Annotated in this window: 14 protein-coding genes; 9 read left to right on the top strand and 5 right to left on the bottom strand. The window is 52.3% G+C overall.

Annotated features, from left to right (window positions below):
- Window positions 1–33 precede the first annotated feature (33 nt).
- Genes minE through minC form a run of 3 tightly spaced genes read right to left on the bottom strand, consistent with a single transcriptional unit; the run spans window position 34 to window position 1832 of the window.
- Window positions 34–297: a cell division topological specificity factor MinE gene (gene minE / locus ABNT34_RS04925; RefSeq protein WP_031571909.1), complete on the bottom strand. Its 264-nt coding sequence runs from the start codon at window positions 295–297 to the stop codon at window positions 34–36.
- Window positions 298–299: 2 nt separating this feature from the next.
- The gene (minD, locus tag ABNT34_RS04920; RefSeq protein WP_348729349.1) at window positions 300–1109 is read right to left on the bottom strand and encodes a septum site-determining protein MinD; all 810 of its coding nucleotides are present in this window, start codon (window positions 1107–1109) and stop codon (window positions 300–302) included.
- A gap of 12 nt (window positions 1110–1121) precedes the next feature.
- On the bottom strand, window positions 1122–1832 hold the full coding sequence (gene minC / locus ABNT34_RS04915) for a septum site-determining protein MinC (RefSeq protein WP_348729347.1): 711 nt from the start codon (window positions 1830–1832) through the stop codon (window positions 1122–1124).
- Between the two features lie 168 nt (window positions 1833–2000).
- Between minC and ABNT34_RS04910 the strand changes: the two genes are divergently transcribed.
- Genes ABNT34_RS04910 through ABNT34_RS04890 form a run of 5 tightly spaced genes read left to right on the top strand, consistent with a single transcriptional unit; the run spans window position 2001 to window position 5367 of the window.
- Window positions 2001–2285, top strand: a complete 285-nt coding sequence (locus ABNT34_RS04910) for a YcgL domain-containing protein (RefSeq protein ID WP_348729345.1) — start codon at window positions 2001–2003, stop codon at window positions 2283–2285.
- 34 nt (window positions 2286–2319) lie between these two features.
- Window positions 2320–3492, top strand: a complete 1173-nt coding sequence (locus ABNT34_RS04905) for a lytic murein transglycosylase (RefSeq protein WP_348729720.1) — start codon at window positions 2320–2322, stop codon at window positions 3490–3492.
- Between the two features lie 10 nt (window positions 3493–3502).
- Window positions 3503–4198 carry a fumarylacetoacetate hydrolase family protein gene (locus ABNT34_RS04900; protein ID WP_348729343.1) on the top strand — a complete coding sequence of 232 codons (696 nt, stop codon included), beginning with the start codon at window positions 3503–3505 and terminating at the stop codon, window positions 4196–4198.
- Window positions 4195–4695: a YcgN family cysteine cluster protein gene (locus ABNT34_RS04895; RefSeq protein ID WP_348729341.1), complete on the top strand. Its 501-nt coding sequence runs from the start codon at window positions 4195–4197 to the stop codon at window positions 4693–4695. Before ABNT34_RS04900 ends, ABNT34_RS04895 begins: the two co-directional genes overlap by 4 nt.
- Window positions 4696–4722: 27 nt before the next feature.
- A complete protein-coding gene (locus ABNT34_RS04890; RefSeq protein WP_348729339.1) occupies window positions 4723–5367 on the top strand; it encodes a mechanosensitive ion channel domain-containing protein in 645 nt (214 codons plus the stop codon).
- 90 nt (window positions 5368–5457) lie between these two features.
- On the opposite strand, the gene ABNT34_RS04885 is transcribed toward ABNT34_RS04890, so the two are convergent.
- Both ABNT34_RS04885 and cysZ read right to left on the bottom strand, forming a co-directional pair.
- Window positions 5458–6417 (bottom strand): L-threonylcarbamoyladenylate synthase, encoded by a 960-nt coding sequence (locus ABNT34_RS04885; protein ID WP_348729337.1) that lies wholly within the window; start codon window positions 6415–6417, stop codon window positions 5458–5460.
- A 135-nt stretch (window positions 6418–6552) separates the two neighbouring features.
- Entirely contained in the window at window positions 6553–7302 is a 750-nt protein-coding gene (cysZ, locus tag ABNT34_RS04880) for a sulfate transporter CysZ (protein ID WP_348729718.1), read from the bottom strand.
- A gap of 103 nt (window positions 7303–7405) precedes the next feature.
- On the opposite strand from cysZ, the gene smc reads away from it, so the two are divergent.
- From smc to ABNT34_RS04860, 4 genes are all read left to right on the top strand, one after another.
- A complete protein-coding gene (gene smc / locus ABNT34_RS04875; RefSeq protein ID WP_348729335.1) occupies window positions 7406–10861 on the top strand; it encodes a chromosome segregation protein SMC in 3456 nt (1151 codons plus the stop codon).
- A 22-nt stretch (window positions 10862–10883) separates the two neighbouring features.
- The gene (zipA, locus tag ABNT34_RS04870) at window positions 10884–11696 is read left to right on the top strand and encodes a cell division protein ZipA (RefSeq protein ID WP_348729333.1); all 813 of its coding nucleotides are present in this window, start codon (window positions 10884–10886) and stop codon (window positions 11694–11696) included.
- 293 nt (window positions 11697–11989) lie between these two features.
- Window positions 11990–13507 (top strand): M20/M25/M40 family metallo-hydrolase, encoded by a 1518-nt coding sequence (locus tag ABNT34_RS04865; protein ID WP_348729331.1) that lies wholly within the window; start codon window positions 11990–11992, stop codon window positions 13505–13507.
- Window positions 13508–13942: 435 nt separating this feature from the next.
- Complete coding sequence (locus ABNT34_RS04860; protein WP_348729329.1) at window positions 13943–17170, top strand: TonB-dependent receptor; 3228 nt, start codon at window positions 13943–13945, stop codon at window positions 17168–17170.
- Window positions 17171–17222: the final 52 nt, after the last annotated feature.

The following is a 17222-nucleotide window of genomic DNA, read 5'->3' as shown; positions in this document are numbered from 1 at the left end:
CCAAAGCTGCCCTTTTGTATGTTCCAACACCGGTTAACCGCGTTTATCTTCCGGGAAAGTGACGTTTAATTCCAGCACAGACAGTTCGTCCGAGCTCTTCTCCAACGTCACCGACACCTGGTCATCAGCGATATCGACGTATTTGCGGATCACTTCCAGAATGTCGCGTTCCAGCTGCGGTAAATAATCCGGGCTGGTGCGGCGGCGACGTTCGTGCGCCACGATGATCTGCAGCCGCTCTTTCGCGGTAGAAGCTGTGTTTTTCTTTGAGGAACGGAAATAATCGAGTAACGACATGATTAACCTCCGAAGATCCGTTTCAGCAGACCTTTTTTCTCCACGTTCAGGAAGCGGAACGCGACGTCTTCACCTAACAAACGGGACACTGTGTCTAAGTAAGCCTTACCGGCGTCGCTGTCAGCATCGAGGATCACCGGCTGGCCAGAGTTCGATGCATTCAGCACTGCCTGAGATTCCGGGATCACGCCTAATAATTTGATAGCCAGAATGTCATTGACGTCATCGACGCTTAACATCTCGCCTTTTTGCACGCGCTCCGGGTTGTAACGTGTCAGCAATAAATGTTCTTTGATACCCGGCAGGCCTTGCTCGGCGCGACGGGATTTGCTGGATAACATGCCGAGGATACGGTCTGAATCGCGCACTGAAGACACTTCAGGGTTGGTCACGACAATGGCTTCATCGGCGAAGTACAGTGCCATCATGGCACCGGATTCGATACCGGCTGGTGAGTCACAGATAATAAAATCGAATTCATCAGACAGTTCATTCAGCACGCGCTCGACGCCTTCTTTGTGCAGTGCGTCTTTGTCGCGGGTTTGTGAGGCCGGCAGAATAAACAGATTTTCTAAACGTTTGTCTTTAATCAGCGCCTGTTTCAGGTTGGCTTCACCGTTGATCACGTTAACGAAATCAAAAACAACGCGACGTTCACAGCCCATAATCAGGTCCAGATTACGTAAGCCGATATCAAAATCGACGATGACGGTTTTGTGACCTTTCAGAGCCAGGCCAGTACCAATCGCCGCGCTGGTTGTGGTTTTACCGACACCGCCTTTACCTGATGTCACCACTATAATTTTTGCCATAGCACAAAGTCCTTAGAATAAATCTGCCAACATTAACTGTCCGTCCTGCAAGCCAATACAGACTGGTTTGCCCCAGTAGTCGCCTTGCAGGGTATCGCTTAACCAATAGTTACCGGCAATCGAGATTAACTCGGGTTGCATATTGTAACAATAAATCTTTTTCGAGGCGTCGCCGCCGGCGCCGGCAATGGCTTTGCCACGTAGCGCACCATAAATATGAATATTGCCATCGGCGATGACTTCCGCGCCGGCACCGACAGTGCCGCGGATGATTAAATCGGCGCCTTTAACATAAATCTGCTGCCCGGAGCGGATATTGCCGTCGATGGTTTTGTTGTCTGCATTGATGACCGTTGGTGCAGCCGGTGCAGTAGGGGCCGCAGGCGCTGCCGGTTTGGCCGGCTCGGCGGTTTTACCGGCCTTCGGTGGCTGCAGTGCGGCAAGACCAGCGGCATGCGCTGCTTTTTTTAAGCTGGCGTCGGCGCCACAAACACCGACTAGCACCAGCTGTAAATCGATGAACAGCTGCTTGATGCCTGCAAAGTCAGGCGTTTGTGTGCAATTTTCGACACTGATGACCACAGGTGCCTGAGTAAAAAAGCCGGGCGCTTGTGCCAGTTTATTGCTGAGTTCCTGTCGCAGCGTGGCGACAGAAAAATCCTGACAATACAACACGGATAAAGGAAACAAACTGCCTTTGAGTTCGATGCTTGGTTCAGACATAACAGCCATGTGCAAAAAAGTTGAAAAAGGGTGGTCCGCGCCAATTTCGTCAAACGCCGGAGCGACGTTTTTCCGGTTTTACCCGCCGGGCATCGGTTCGCAGATTTAGCGCTTCATGGTATAGTCTGCGCCTTTGTTAGGCAAGTTACCCGGAACAGAATTTCTGCCATGCTGAGCGCAATTTATAAGAGCCCGAAAAAACCTGAGACTTACCTGTATGTGCTGCGCCGGGACGATTTCAGTCAGGTGCCACCGGCTTTACTCGCCACTTTTGGCTCCCCGCAGCTGGTGACTGTACTGGATTTGACCAGCCGCGCCACATTAGCAGGCGCCGACCTTGTCAAAGTGCGGCAAATGCTGACCGATCACGGTTATTACCTGCAGTTGCCACCGCCACCGGAAGACTTGTTAAAGGAACATAAGAACTGGCTGGACAGTCAGAACCACCAGTGATGTTGTTTTAGAAAAGGATTAGTTGTTGAACAGAATGATTCTTATAGCGCTGTTGGCCGGTGCGATCACCGCTTGCAGCCACGCGGGCACCAGTCAGCGCAGCGACATCGTTGCAAATAAACCCGCCGCCAACCAGCCTGCGGCAATTAAAGCTGGCGAAGCGAAAGCAGCGACAGCCAAAACTGTTGTAGCGGCACAAAGTGCCGGGGCCGAGAAAAACGCCGCCGGTTTTCAGTTGTATGTCAAAGGCCTGCGCCAGCAAGCGGAAGCAGCTGGTTATCCAAAAGCCTTGTTAGATGAAGTCTTTCCAACCCTGAAGTTTCACCACACTGTGGTCAAGGCCGACAAAGGCCAGCCCGAATTTGTCGAAACTTTAGATACTTATTTACCCAAACGCGTCAATGCCCAGCGCATCAAAATGGCGCGCGAAGCCTATCAGAAGTATCAGGGCGAACTCACGCCTATCAGTGCGCAATATGGCGTGCCGGCGCGGTTTATTGTGGCGCTGTGGGGCCTCGAAAGCGCCTTTGGCCGTATCACCGGCAATTATTCAGTGCCATCGGCTTTAGCGACTATGGCCTATGAAGGCCGGCGCGAAGAGATGTTTCGCCGCGAGTTTTTCCTGGCGCTGGATATCCTGCGTGAAGGCCATGTCAAATTTGCCAACATGAAAGGTTCCTGGGCCGGCGCTATGGGCCATACCCAGTTTATGCCGAGCGCTTTTATCAAATATGCCCAGGATGGCGACGGTGATGGTCACAAAGATATCTGGACTAACAGACGCGACGCTTTTGCGTCTATTGCCAGCTACCTGAAAACTGAAGGCTGGCATAACGGCCAGAGCTGGGGCCGGCAGGTGCGTTTACCGAAGAATTTTGATTACAGCCGGGTTATTCCCAAAGGCAGTAAAGACCGCGCGCAATGGCTAGACTGGTGGCAAGAGCGTGAATTACCGCTTAGCCAATGGCAGAAACTCGGTGTGCGTTTGGCTGATGGTTCGCCGCTGCCAAAGTCGGCGCTCAAAGCCGCAGTGGTGATGCCGGATGACAAAGACGGCCGCGCTTATCTGGCGTACCCGAATTATCAGGTACTGATGCACTGGAACCGGTCTTATTATTTTGTTAGCAGCGTTGGTTATCTGGCCGATGAAATCGCAGCGAAACCCGCGCTGAAAAAAAACGCCGCCAAAACGGCCACAGCACGGTAATGGAGTCAAAGTGAGCTATCAACATCTTGATTTTAAAGGTAATCCAGTCGCATTGCCGGTTGGTAAAGTGGTTTGTATTGGCCAGAACTACCAGGACCATATCGCCGAGATGAACAGCAAAACCGCGCCGGATGCGCTGTTTTTCTTAAAGCCAGCCACAGCGCTGCGCCATTTCAGCGCGCCGCTGAGCATTCCGCAGGACCGCGGTGCTGTGCATAACGAAACCGAAATTGCCGTGTTAATTGGCGAGCCATTAACCGCAGTGACACCGGCACAGGTGCTCGCAGCAGTCTGGGGTTACAGCCTGGCGCTGGATTTAACCTTGCGCGATGTGCAGGCGGAATTAAAGAAATTAGGCCGGCCCTGGGATATCGCCAAAGGCTTTGACGGCGCTTGTCCGGTGGCTGGTTTTGTCCCGTCGGCACAAATTGTCGACGCGCAGACACTGACCTTCAGCCTGGATGTGAACGGTGAACGGCGCCAAACCGGCGATGCCCGGCTGATGATCCGCGGTATCGCACAGATGATCAGCGAAATGTCCTATTGGTTCAGTCTGCAGCCGGGTGACATCGTATTGACTGGCACACCGGCCGGCGTCGGGCCTTTGTTAGTCGGCGACCAGTTGGCGCTGAGCTTAGATAATTATTTTTCGGTACAGAGCCAGGTGAGTCAAAGCCCGGCCCTGGCCGTACGGAGCGGCGTATGACCCTTGCAGACAAATTCTGGGAAACCAAATCCCTGATGGAGATGAGCAACGAAGAGTGGGAGGCGGTCTGTGACGGCTGTGCCAAATGTTGCCTGAATAAATTTATCGACGATGAAGACGAAGCGGCCGAAGGCCCGACTGACTTTATCCGTGAAGGTGAAACGGTGCATTTCACCAATATCGCTTGTCAGTATCTGAACAGCAATAAATGTGAATGTGACTGTTACGAGCTACGTACTGTGCTGGTACCAGACTGCGTGAAACTGACGCGGGAAAACCTGAAAGACATCTTTTTTATGCCAACCAGCTGCAGCTACCGCCGTTTGCAGGAAGGCCGCGGCTTACCCAGCTGGCATCCGCTGTTAAATGGTGGCAAAAAAAGCCTGATGCACAAAAAACAAATGTCGGTACGCAATAAAACCATTTCCGAGCGCGCAGTGCATATTAATGATTTTGAAGATCATATTGTGACCTGGCCGCTGAATGACCTGGACTAGCCGACAGAATCAAGGAGCTTAACCCAAGTGATTGACGCCAATCTGAATTGGATCACTGAAGTCAAAACGCTGACTGAGCATTACAAACCGGAAATCGCCCAGCTGATTGTTTCCGGCATTGTACTGCTGTTGTATGCGGTACTGAGCCGTCGTATCGCACCTTTTATCTACCGCACTATTGCCGCGACTATGCTAAAAGAGGAAATGAACCGCCGTGCTATGGTGGTGTTCCATATCCTGCTGTTTTTGCTGCTGGTGGTGGTGCTCAGTATCATTTGGGGCATCGACATCAAAGGCTTGCTGGTACTGGCCTCGTCCATGATCGCGGTGGTCGGTGTCGCGTTGTTCGCCGCCTGGAGTTTACTCAGTAATATCACCGCGTTTTTTATTCTGCTGGGCCAGTCTGCGTTTGCGCAGGGCCGTACTGTGAAAATTGTCGATGGCAGTAATGCCATTGAAGGCACTATTGAAGAAGTGAATTTGTTTTCGACCACGCTGCGCACTAAAGAAGGCGAGTGTGTGGTATATCCGAATAACCTGATAGTGTCGCGACCGGTGTTTGTTAAAGAACAACAACACTGCAAAACCCAGCTGGTAAAATCGGCCGAACGTTGGCACGCCAAACGAGAGTTAGCGCTAAAACAACGGCAAAAGCTGAAGTCTGTCAGTTAATAAAAAAACCGCCTTCTGGCGGTTTTTTTTATCCGCAATGTGGCAGACCTGCGAGAGGTTTAGTGGCGGTGAAATCTGGCGTCGGCTGACTTAGCTGCAGGCGCGACGCAGCCGATCATTGACGTCGTCCCACTCTAGCGTTTGTGGCGGTTGCTCCAGATAAATCTGGCGGCCCGGCAACGCGTCGGCTTCAAACAAAACCCGGTACAACAGCCGGGCGTAACCGGCTTTATCCTGCGGTAACTGGCGGCTCTGTGGCAATGCTAAGGTCGCGAATTCAGCGCTTTGATACAGACAAATTACCTCGTCAGCGCTTTGTTGTAACGCCGTCAGTAATTCATTTTTTGGGAATATTTTCAGTGGTTTACCCGGCTGGTAATGCGCTTTGACATTACCCGGCACTGCCACGTTGTGTGATTTTGGCGTACTGACCGCCACACCAAGCACTGCTTCTAGTTCGCCAGCGCTGATCGGGCCTGCGCGCAGCACTTGGGGCTTGTCCGAGGTCAAATCCAGAATGGTGGATTCGAGGCCGACACTGCAATCACCACCATCCAGCACGGCGGCAATACGGCCGTTTAACCCAGCTATCACCTGCGCGGCGCTGGTTGGGCTTAATTTTTTATACGGATTGGCGGAGGGCGCAGCAACCGCGAGGCCGGTTTGTTGCAGCAGATTCAACAACACCGGATGGGCCGGCATGCGGATACCGATACTGTCTTTACCGCCGGTAACCACCGGGCTCACCGCATCGGCTTTGTGTAATAACAGCGTCAGCGGGCCGGGCCAGAAGGCTTTGGCGAGCAGCAAAGCCTGCGGTGGAATTTCCCGCGCCCAGTCGCTGAGTTTGGTGATATCGCCGATATGCACAATCAGCGGGTGATTGGCAGGGCGGCCTTTGGCGACAAAAATTTGCGCCACGGCGTCCGGATTGCTGGCATCAGCGGCCAGGCCATAGACTGTTTCTGTTGGTACTGCGACCAGCTCACCGGCGCGTAACAATTCAGCAGCCAGTGTGGTGTCGGTCAAAGCAGATAACAGTTGGGTCATGATGGCGTCCTGAAAAAATGGCCGCGCATTATAGCGCAAACAGACTGCGCTCAGAAAGCAGAGTGACACAGACTCAGAACTTCAACTGCGACAGCCAACAAAAAGCCCGCAAATGCGGGCTTTTTGTTGGCTGAATTAGCGCCCGGCGTAATGCGCCGTTTTATAGCGGTCCACCCACATCGCCGTAGCACCACAGACTGCGATCGGCATCACCAGTAAGTTTAAAAATGGCACCATACTGCCGATGGCGACTGTCATGCCAAAGCTGTAACTGCCGGTTAAGTCACCGCGCAGTTGCTGGCGCATGGTATGAAACGGCACTTTGTGGTTGTCGTATGGATAGTCGCAGTACTGGATCGCCATCATCCAGCTGGTGAATAAAAACCACAGCAACTGACCAATTAACGGCAAAAAGAAAAACGCCAGTAAAAATACTAAAGCGCGCGGCAGGCAATACAGAAACTTGGTCCATTCGCGGCCGAGCATCCGCGGCACATCTTTCATAAAGGCGGCAAAACCCTGTTCTGGCAACGCCTGACCGGTCAGGTGCAATTCAACTTTTTCACTGAGCAGCGCATTAAAAGGCGCAGCGATAAAATTCGCCACCATGGTAAAAGCAAAGGCTAAAGACAACACCACACTCAGCACCAGCACCGGCCACAGCAAATATTCGAGGAAACTCAGCCAGTCCGGCACCCAGCCCATCAGGTGATTGACCCAGCCTTGTACTTGTTGGATCAGGTAAAAAAACGCGCCGGCAAACAGGATGAGATTAATACCCAGCGGGATCAACACATAACGCCGCAACCCTTTGGTACTGAGCAAACTGAGGCCCTGGAAAAAATAATGCATAGGAAGACTCCTGCTTGATGCCTGTTGGGCCAGAGCTTATTTGGCAATGGCTTGATCTGCAATAGTTTTGCCGTGACAGCTATACCTCATTTTGTTACAGTCTGTGAACCTTCAGAGCGGTTTTCACTCATCAGGCATGCGCCTTAAACAGATCAAACTTGCCGGTTTTAAGTCTTTTGTTGACCCGACCCTGGTGCCGTTTCCAACGGCAATGACCTGTGTGGTGGGGCCAAACGGCTGCGGTAAATCCAACGTGATCGACGCAGTGCGTTGGGTGCTGGGGGAAAGCAGCGCGAAGAACCTGCGTGGCGATGCGATGACCGACGTGATTTTTAACGGCTCAGCGCAGCGCAAGCCGGTGTCACAGGCCTCGGTCGAACTGGTGTTTGAAAATACCGCAGGCGCCTTGCAGGGCAGTCTGGCCGATCGCAGTGAAATCTCCGTCAAACGACTGGTGACCCGTGATGCGCAATCTTTGTATTTCCTCAACGGCAGCAAATGCCGCCGCCGTGATATCACTGACATCTTTTTAGGCACAGGCCTTGGCCCGCGCAGTTATGCCATCATCGAACAGGGCATGATCTCCAAACTGATTGAATCCAGGCCACAGGATTTAAGAGTATTTATCGAAGAAGCGGCCGGTATTTCTAAATACAAAGAACGCCGCCGTGAAACCGAAACCCGCATCAGCCATACCCGCGACAACCTCGACCGTTTAAGTGATGTGCGTGAGGAACTGGGTAAAAATCTCGACAAGTTACGCCGTCAGGCGGCCACTGCCGAGCGCTACAAAGAACTAAAAGCCACAGAACGCCGGTTAAAAGCCGAACTGACCACGCTGCGTTGGTACTTTTTTAACGAACAGTTGCAGCAGGCGGAGCAAGCGTTAGCGGCGCTCGAAACTGAATATCAGCAGTTTATGGCAGAAGGTTCCGGCGCGTTCCGCGCGCTGGAAAACCTGAAGCAGCAGCAACAAAACCTGCGCGACAGCTTGTTGCAGAGCCAGCAGCAGTATTATCAGCTCGGCAGCCAAATCACCGCGCTGGAACAACAACAACTGCATCAACGTAGCCGTCGTCAGCAAATTCATGATGAAAAACGTCAGCTGCAAAATGAAATTGAGCAGGCGCTGGACCTGCAAGTCGCGGAAGAGCTGCAACTGGCGGAATTAGAAAGTGCGCTGCTTGAAGGTGCACCGGCGCTCGAACTGCTCGAGCAGCAGCATGATGAATTGCAGCAGGCGTATGAAGCCGCGCAGCAGCAAGGCCATGACAGCCAACAAGCTTATCAGCAAATGCAACAACAGCTGTTTGCACTGGCGCAGCGGCAACAACAACTGCGTTTATCCACCGAGCATCTGCAGGCGCAGATAGACAGGGCGCAGCAGCAGGACGAGCGGCTGCAACAGCAGCTGCAGGTCTTAACGCCGCAGCAATTGCAGGATGAATTAGCCGCGCAACGACAACAACAGCACCAGTTGCAAAGGGAAGCTGAGGCCGCAAACTCAGCAGTTACGCGACAGGAACAGCAGCTAACAGCACTGCAGGCAGCCCTTCAGCAGCAACAACTGGCGTGCAAAACCGCTGAACTTGAGCTCAGTGCACTGACACAACAGACCACAGCGCTGACACAGCAACTGGCGCGGCTGCAGGCCGAGCAACCGCTGCTGCCCAAATTAACCATCAGCGACGGCTGGGATATTGCGGTTGCAGTGGCGCTGCAGGCGCTGAATTTTAGTGAGACCACAGACAGTTTTCCGGCGACTGCCCCTGAGCATCATTTGTTACAAAGCACTTTGACGCCGCCTGTCGCTGGCCGTGCCGAATTACCGGCTGGGCTACCGACTCTGGCTGACAAAGTGGCGCCGGACACACAAGGGCGTAAAACCATTCCGGCACAGTTCTGGCAAATTTTTTGTGTCGCTGATTACTCAGCTGCGCTAAAGCTGCAACCATCTCTGGGCGCCGGTCAGTCGCTGATAACTCCGGGTGGGCTATGGCTTGGGCCGAACTGGCTGATAGCGCCGGATGCGCAAGCGCGGCAAAATCCGCTGCAGTTGCAGCAACAGCTCAACAGCCTTGCCGAACAACAGGCACTGTTGCAATCGCAACAGCAGCACGATGTGGCTGAAATCACTCAGCTTGAAGCCGAGCTTGCCAGCGGCACTTTACAACTCAGCGCCAGCCGACAGGCGTCGGCGGAAATTCAGCAGCAGTTACACCAAAGCCAGAATCAACTGCAACAGACCCAATTTCGCCTGGAGCAGCAGCAACAGCAACAGCACGAGCTATCGGCGCAGCGCCAGCAGTTACAACACGACATCAGTCAGTGGCAGCAACAACAGGCAGAGCAACAAGCGCAGCTGGCGCTGTTAGAAGACGAAGCCACCGCGCAACAGGACACGCAGCTGCAGCTGCAACAGCAGCAGGAACAGTTTCAGCTACAACTGCGCCAGCGCCGTGAGCAGGAACAGCAGCTGAACCAGCAGCTCAGCCAGCAGCGGCTGCAACAGGTCAGTCTGGAGCGGCAGTTGGAAGCTGTCCGGCTGCATCTGGCCCGCAGCAGCACGCAGCAACAAAAGCTACGCGAGCGTCTGAGCTTGCTGACCGACCAGCTGGAACTGCTGGATGAACCGGACATCAGCGCGCAGGAAGAGCTGCAGGCACTGATTTTAAGCCGGGATGAGGCTGCAGCAACGAAATTGCAGCTCGAACAACAGCTGCAGCATATCGACGAACAAATTCGCCAGACTGAACAAGGCCAGCACGGTGCGCAGCAACAGCTGGCAGCGCGGCAAAAGCAGATGGAGCATCTGCGCCTCGATGCCGAAGGGTTTCGCGTTCGCGCCAACAACATGCTGGATTTATTGGCCGAGCAGCAGGTGGCATTAAAAGATTTGCTGCCAAGCCTGCCTGCCGATGCGCAGGAACAGGTCTGGCAAAACAATCTGGAAAAAACCACCGAAGCATTAAGCCGGCTCGGGCCTATCAACCTTGCGGCTATTGATGAATTTAATCAGCAAGATGAACGGAAAAAATATCTGGATTTACAACACGATGATTTAACTGCAGCTTTGGAAACGCTGGAGACCGCGATCAAAAAAATCGACCGCGAAACCCGGCAGAAATTTAAAGCTACTTTTGATACGGTGAATGAGGGTTTGCAGACCTTATTTCCGAAAGTGTTTGGCGGCGGCAGTGCTTATCTGGACCTGACCGACGAGGATTTATTAGAGACCGGGGTCAGTATCATGGCGCGACCCCCTGGTAAAAAAAACAGTACTATTCATTTATTATCAGGTGGAGAAAAAGCGCTTACCGCTTTATCATTGGTGTTTTCTATTTTCCGGCTCAACCCGGCGCCCTTTTGTATGCTGGATGAGGTCGATGCTCCGCTGGACGACGCCAATGTCGGGCGTTTCTGTAACTTAGTCCGGGAGATGTCAGAAAGCGTGCAGTTTATTTATATCAGTCACAACAAAATTGCGATGGAGATGGCTGCTCAGTTGATGGGGGTGACGATGCAGGAACCCGGCGTGTCACGAGTGGTTGCAGTAGATGTGGAAGATGCCGTCAAAATGGCACAAGCCTGATAACTAAAAGGTTCAAAAAACAATGGCTGAAGAATTTCGTTATGCGTTGATTGTATTAGGTGTTCTGGCAATGGCTGGTCTGGCATTGCATGGCTGGTGGTCGGCGCGCAAGGCGTCACAACAGGCGCAGAGCAGGTTTATGCCGGAAGAGAAAACTTCAGGCGAAAGCGGTGAGGGTTTTGACGAATACGGCGTCGGTAAAAAACGTAAACTGGCGCCGGGTGAAAAACCACAGCCTAAGCCTGCACCATCAGTAGCCCCACGCAGTGACCGTCTGCGTGAGCCGGCGAAAAAATTCCGTGAAGAACGCGAAAAAGTCCAGCCAGTACATGAAGAGCCGTCTTTGTCATTCAGTGCTGCTGACGACGCTGAGCCAGTGACCGAAACCGCAGCCGCGGACGAAGGCCCAAGCGAAGTGCTGATCCTATACGTGCTGGTGCCGGAAGGGCAGGACATTAACGGCGCTATGTTGTTACCAAGCCTGCTGACGCTGGGCTTTAAATACGGCGAAATGAACATTTTCCACCGTCATCTGGATAATGCCGGTTCTGGTGGCGTGTTATTCAGCCTTGCCAATATGTTTAATCCGGGCACTTTTGATTTAGAAGAAATGGACAGATTACAGACTCGTGGTCTGAGCTTGTTTATGACCCTGCCAGGGCCCGGTGAAGCATTGCAGAACTTTAATCTGATGCACAGCGCTGCCCGTAAACTGGCAGACGAGTTTGGCGGTCAGGTGCTGGATAACACCCGCAGTGTGCTGACAGTGCAAACGACCCGGCATTATGTCGAGAAAATCCGCGAGTTCCAGCGTCAGCAACTGATCCGCGGCTGATTGCCCCGCTTATAAACATTGTGAAAACCGGCCTTGTGCCGGTTTTTTTATATGCAGGGAAGGAGGGTACGGCGAAAATGCAGCAGCAACTTTTCGCCGGTTCACATGCTGCTGTTTTTTCTTTGAGGTGCGTCCGGTTCTTCTGGCGCATTTTACTTCGCACTTGTCAGGCAAATATCACAAAAATGTCACGCTGATATCCGGCAGATCTGTTCCTGCCGGCCATGGTTGTTGCGCAGTAGCTGTTATGCGACTGCAACCAGACGTCTAAATAAAAAAATCAGGAACATAACATGAAAAAAATGCCCTTATGCGGCGCGCTGACCGGCGCGCTTTTTTGTCTTGCAGCGCAGGCTGAACCGGTATGGATCAGCGTAGAACCCAATGTACTACAGGCGCTGCCAGACGTGGCGGTATTGCAGCGTCAGCCTGTCACATTTGGTGACGCAGTGCTGCAAAGTGGTCATCAGCAACCGGTGCTGGTGCAGGTCGATAGCACGGATTTAGCGACGCTGTCGGCTTATATCCATGCCGAGCAACACCGCTGCGGTGGTTACATCGCTTACGACAGCCTGGAGCAGGCCTTACAGGCGCTGACGCAGCCGCTGCTGGCCGCCAGTTTCACCGCGCCGCCGCTGACACAAGGGACTTTGGTTAATAGCCAGCTGCCGCAGTTAAATCAGGCGAATATTGCTCAATTTATCAGTGATTTAAGTCAGTTCACCAACAGATATTACACCACCAATGTCGGGGTGCAGTCAGCGGACTGGATAGCCACGCAGTGGCAAAATCTGAGCAATAGCCATAGCTGGATCAAAGTCAGCCGGATCAGTCATAGCGGTTATCCGCAGCGCTCCGTGTTATTGGAAATCACCGGCAGTGAAAAACCGGATGAAATTGTGGTGTTGGGTGGCCATCTTGATTCCATCAACAGTGGCGGCACCAGCGAAACGACCCGCGCCCCAGGCGCCGATGACGATGCATCCGGTATCGCTACACTCAGTGAAATTATCCGCGTGATGAGCAGTGCGGGCTTAAGACCGAAACGCACTATCCGGTTTTATGGTTATGCTGCGGAAGAAGTAGGACTGCGTGGCAGTAAAGACATCGCCACCGCAGCTGCCAGTTCAGCGCAGAACATTATCGCGGCGATGCAGCTGGATATGACCAACTTTAAGGGCTCAGCCGAAGATATAGTGCTGATGACCGACTACACCAACGCCAATCTGAACGGCTATCTGCAAAAATTAATCAGCACCTACCAGCCGGCGCTGCGCCACAGTACTGACGTGTGCGGTTACGGCTGCTCCGATCACGCCTCCTGGCACAATGCCGGCTTTGCCGCGTCGATGCCGTTTGAAGCGCGTTTTGCCGGTAGCAATAAAAAAATCCATACCAGCAATGACACGCTGGCCAACTCCGACCCGACTGCGTTACATGCGCTGAAATTTGCCCGCTTAGGTTTGTCTTTTGTGCTGGAGCTTGGCAATGCCGTGACCAGCACGCCGGGTGGGACTAGCGGCAGTTTTCCCAATTTGGCCGCAACGACCGGCAACTGGGTATATAAAACCATTGTGGTGCCCACCGGTCAAAGTCAACTGAATGTGGCTATGAGCGGTGGCACTGGCGATGCTGATTTATATCTGCGCTTTGGCAGCAACCCAACGACCAGCAGCTATCAATGCCGACCCTATAAAACCGGCAACAACGAAAGCTGTGTGATCAGTAGTCCCGCCGCCGGCAACTGGATAGTTGGAGTGCGGGCTTACAGCAGCTTTAGCGGCGTCAACGTCAACTGGCAAAGCAACTAAACACAGCACTGAGCTTCCATATTATAAAACTGCTGAGACCCTCAGCAGTTTTCCTTCCTGAGTGGTTATGAGTGGTTAAGTCCAATTGGTTTCTCCGTGATGTCCCCTTTGCTTTGCACTGCTGAGCAATATCGCGGGGCAGGCCGGCTACGCGGCTCAATCAGTGCATTACAAAGCAATAAATGTTACTTACTAACAAGTCTTTAGTTGGGTTTTTTGTTCCTTTAAAAGCTAAAAATCATAAATTTGCAAGTTTATCTGTTAAAAAATGTGCAATTTAAAATTTTTATGGTAAAAAGTAACAACAAGGCTTGGCATGTTTGCGCGTGCTAAACACTTTGTACAGGGAACGCAGGAAAGACCTGGAAGTGCTGATAGCAGTAACGCGGCTGCCGGGTTATATAAATTACAACAAGCACAAATGAGACTTTGACTATGCCGCAATTACACAGCAGTCACCATCAGCAGTACAGAATATCGAAGGCCAGACTGAGCCTGGCTATCTCCGCCGCTTTGTTGGGGCTGAGTCCTTTAGCAATACAAGCCCAAGATGTGGCAAAAAATGACAGCGCTGTCACGAGTAAAGAGAAAGCCAAAACAGCAACGGTCGAAGTGATCGAGATTAAAGGCATTCGTGGCAGTATTATGTCCGCACAGGATTTAAAACGCTTTGCTGATACAGTCAAAGACGTGATCACCGCCACTGATATCGGCGCATTGCCGGATAAATCCGTCACCGAAGCGCTGCAGCGCGTGCCTGGGGTGACGATTGAGCGTTTTGCCTCCTCAGATGACCCGAAACATTATGCCGACGAAGGTACCGGCGTTTTAGTGCGTGGTTTGGACCGGGTGCGCTCCGAAGTCAACGGCCGCAGTGCCTTCAGTGCCAATCCGGCAGGTGGCCTGAGTTATGAAGATTTCCCGGCTGAGTTATTAGGTTCCGTCGAAGTGATCAAAAACCAGACGGCAGATTTAATTTCCGGCGGTATTGCCGGTACTGTCAATCTGGTGACACGTAAGCCGTTTGATTCGGAAAAGCAAATGTTTGCTTTTAGTAGCAAAGCAAACTATGGCGACTACCGCGAAGAAGTCACGCCGTCATTCTCTGCGCTGTTTTCTGATCAATGGCAAACCAACAACGGCCGATTTGGTTTATTAATCGCTGCGTCGACTTCTGAATATAAAACCCGCGGTGACGGTATTGGTTTGGGCAATTTCCATTCCCGCGGCTCGGCATTTATTCCAATCCTTGATCAGTGGGGCGACCTGGTTGATGTTTCGCCAAAATCGCCACTGGATGGTCCGGCATTGCCAGGCCAACCTGCAGGGACAGTGTGGCATGTTCCGGCCGCCATTCACTTAAGCACTGCCGACAATGACCGGGAACGGACCGGCTTTACCGGTTCATTGCAATGGGCAAACGCTGACGACACTGTTGTGGCGACCCTGGAACACATTAATTCCGATGCTTCGCTGGAATGGAATGAGCGGCAAATGGGTCAGGCTGCTCAGGGTTTCAAAAGTTATATGGGCTTCTCGCAAAACTGGCGCAATGACGCTGCGAACGGCCGGCCATTGTTGTTTGAAAACGGCTTTTTAGCATCAGGGACGGCATTAGGGGTCAGTCCGGAGACGCCATTTTTCTACCGCAGCCGCTGGAATTACAACGAGAATACCGTTGACGATACTTCGTTGAATTTAAAAGTGAAAGCGACCGACCGACTGAAGCTTGAATTTGACTATCAACATATTGATTCGGAAAAAATCGTTCATAACAACAGTATGTCTGGTCAGACACGTGGTATGAGTGTGCAGGCGGTCTCGCCATATTTCCTCGATTTGCGCGGTGAGCGGCCAACCGTTGAGTTTTTAAGTAACAATATCCAGACACCGGGCTGGTCGCCACGGCCTGAGTGGAACGGGCCTGTGCCGAATCTGTTTCTCGGTACCGGTATGCAGCAGGAAGAACACAATACAGCCAAAGCGGACAGCCTGCAGGTTGACGCGACTTATGAACTGGATGGTGTATTTAACAGCGTCAGGTTTGGAGCCTATTACAGTGACAAGGATTTAACGGTACGGGATACCGCTTATGAAGGCTGGACCGCCATTGGCACCCCATGGGTGCAGGCGGACCGCAACGCTGCAGCAGCTGTAAACCGTCCAGAATTGTTTGAACGTGTTGATTTTTCAGACTATTACAACGGGCAAGTATTGATTGGCGGCGTCAATAACTTCTTGTTCCCGAAAATGGACATGGTGAAGAACTTTGCCCAGTCATTGTACCAGGGCTGTAAAGAGGGCTGGCATAACGCTACTCTGAGCAAGGCCAATAACGGCGTCTGTACTGGCACTTATGTGCCTTATAGCGACAAACCCGATCGGGTGGAAGGGCCATTTGCTGCGCATAATATCAGTTCGTCGAATGAACAACGCACCGAGTTTTATCTGCGCGGCGATTTTGAAATGCCGGAACGCGATATTCCGGTGAAGGGTAATCTGGGTCTGCGCTTTGTCAGTTATCAGCTGGAATCCACCGGTGCTTTTGTTCAGCCGACCACGGCAAAACGGGGAGACGCAGGAACGTCACTGAACACTGTGATGCAAAAGCCGGAATATAAGCAGTATTACGACCTGGCGTCCGGCAAGTCGGAGCTGAGCACCGTCGATGGTACTGATTACACCACAGTGCTGCCAAGTCTGAACCTGAGTTTTGAACTGAAAGATGATTTGGTGATGCGTGTCGGCGCATCAACGGGCTTGTATTACCCAAGCCTGGTCGATGCGCGGAACATCAGTCTGCTGGATTTAGATTACACCCGTCGTTTAAAAACACCGGGCCAGGACCAGGATGAAACCAACAACCCGGTGGTTGGGCTGGATAACATCGAAGTCACAGCGCTGGCCGGTAACCCGTATCTCGAGCCTGAAGAGTCAATCAATCTGGATTTAACCACTGAGTGGTATTTCGCCCAGGGCGGTTTCGTCAATATTGGCCTGTTCCACAAAAAACTCGATAACATTATCCGCAACCGGCAGTTTGATTTAGACGTCACCTACAATGGCGTGAAATACGACGTCTCGGCCTATGGCCCGGCCAATACCGGCTCTGGCACTATCCGTGGTGCTGAGCTGTCGTATTCCCAGTTCTACGACATGTTACCGGGCTTGTGGCGTGGTTTAGGTTTGCAGTTTAACTACACCTATATTGACCAGAGTGGCCTTGAAGATCCGAATGCAATCTCCAAAGGCACCCTTGGTTTTAAAGAGGATGGCAGCCGGGTCGACGATAACCGCAACACTTTCCGCGTTTTCAGTGGTTTACCGTTACAAGGTTATTCCGATCAAAACCTGAACATTGTTGGGATGTATGAACTGGAAGATATTTCCTTCCGCTTAGCTTACACCTGGCGTTCAGAGTATTTGTTGACCCTGCGTGAGTCGGAAGAATATGTGCCGGCTTATGCCAAGGCTTCCGGCATGCTGGACGCCAGCTTCTACTACAGCATCAATGAGAACTGGAAAGTCGGTATTGAAGGCAGCAATTTGCTCAATACCGAAACCAAAACTGAGTATCAGATGAACCAGGCCGGTGACCGGACTCAGGCGCTCAGTTTCACCACAGACCGGCGTTATGCATTAAGCGTACGCGCTGTGTTCTGATGTAAGAGCCACAGCGGACGGCCCCGGTTTGCGCCGGGGCTGTTTTTTTCGC

It is taken from the genome of Rheinheimera texasensis (assembly GCF_964031785.1).
In the GTDB taxonomy this organism is placed as follows: domain Bacteria; phylum Pseudomonadota; class Gammaproteobacteria; order Enterobacterales; family Alteromonadaceae; genus Pararheinheimera; species Pararheinheimera texasensis_A.
This window is presented reverse-complemented; position numbering and strand designations above follow the sequence as displayed.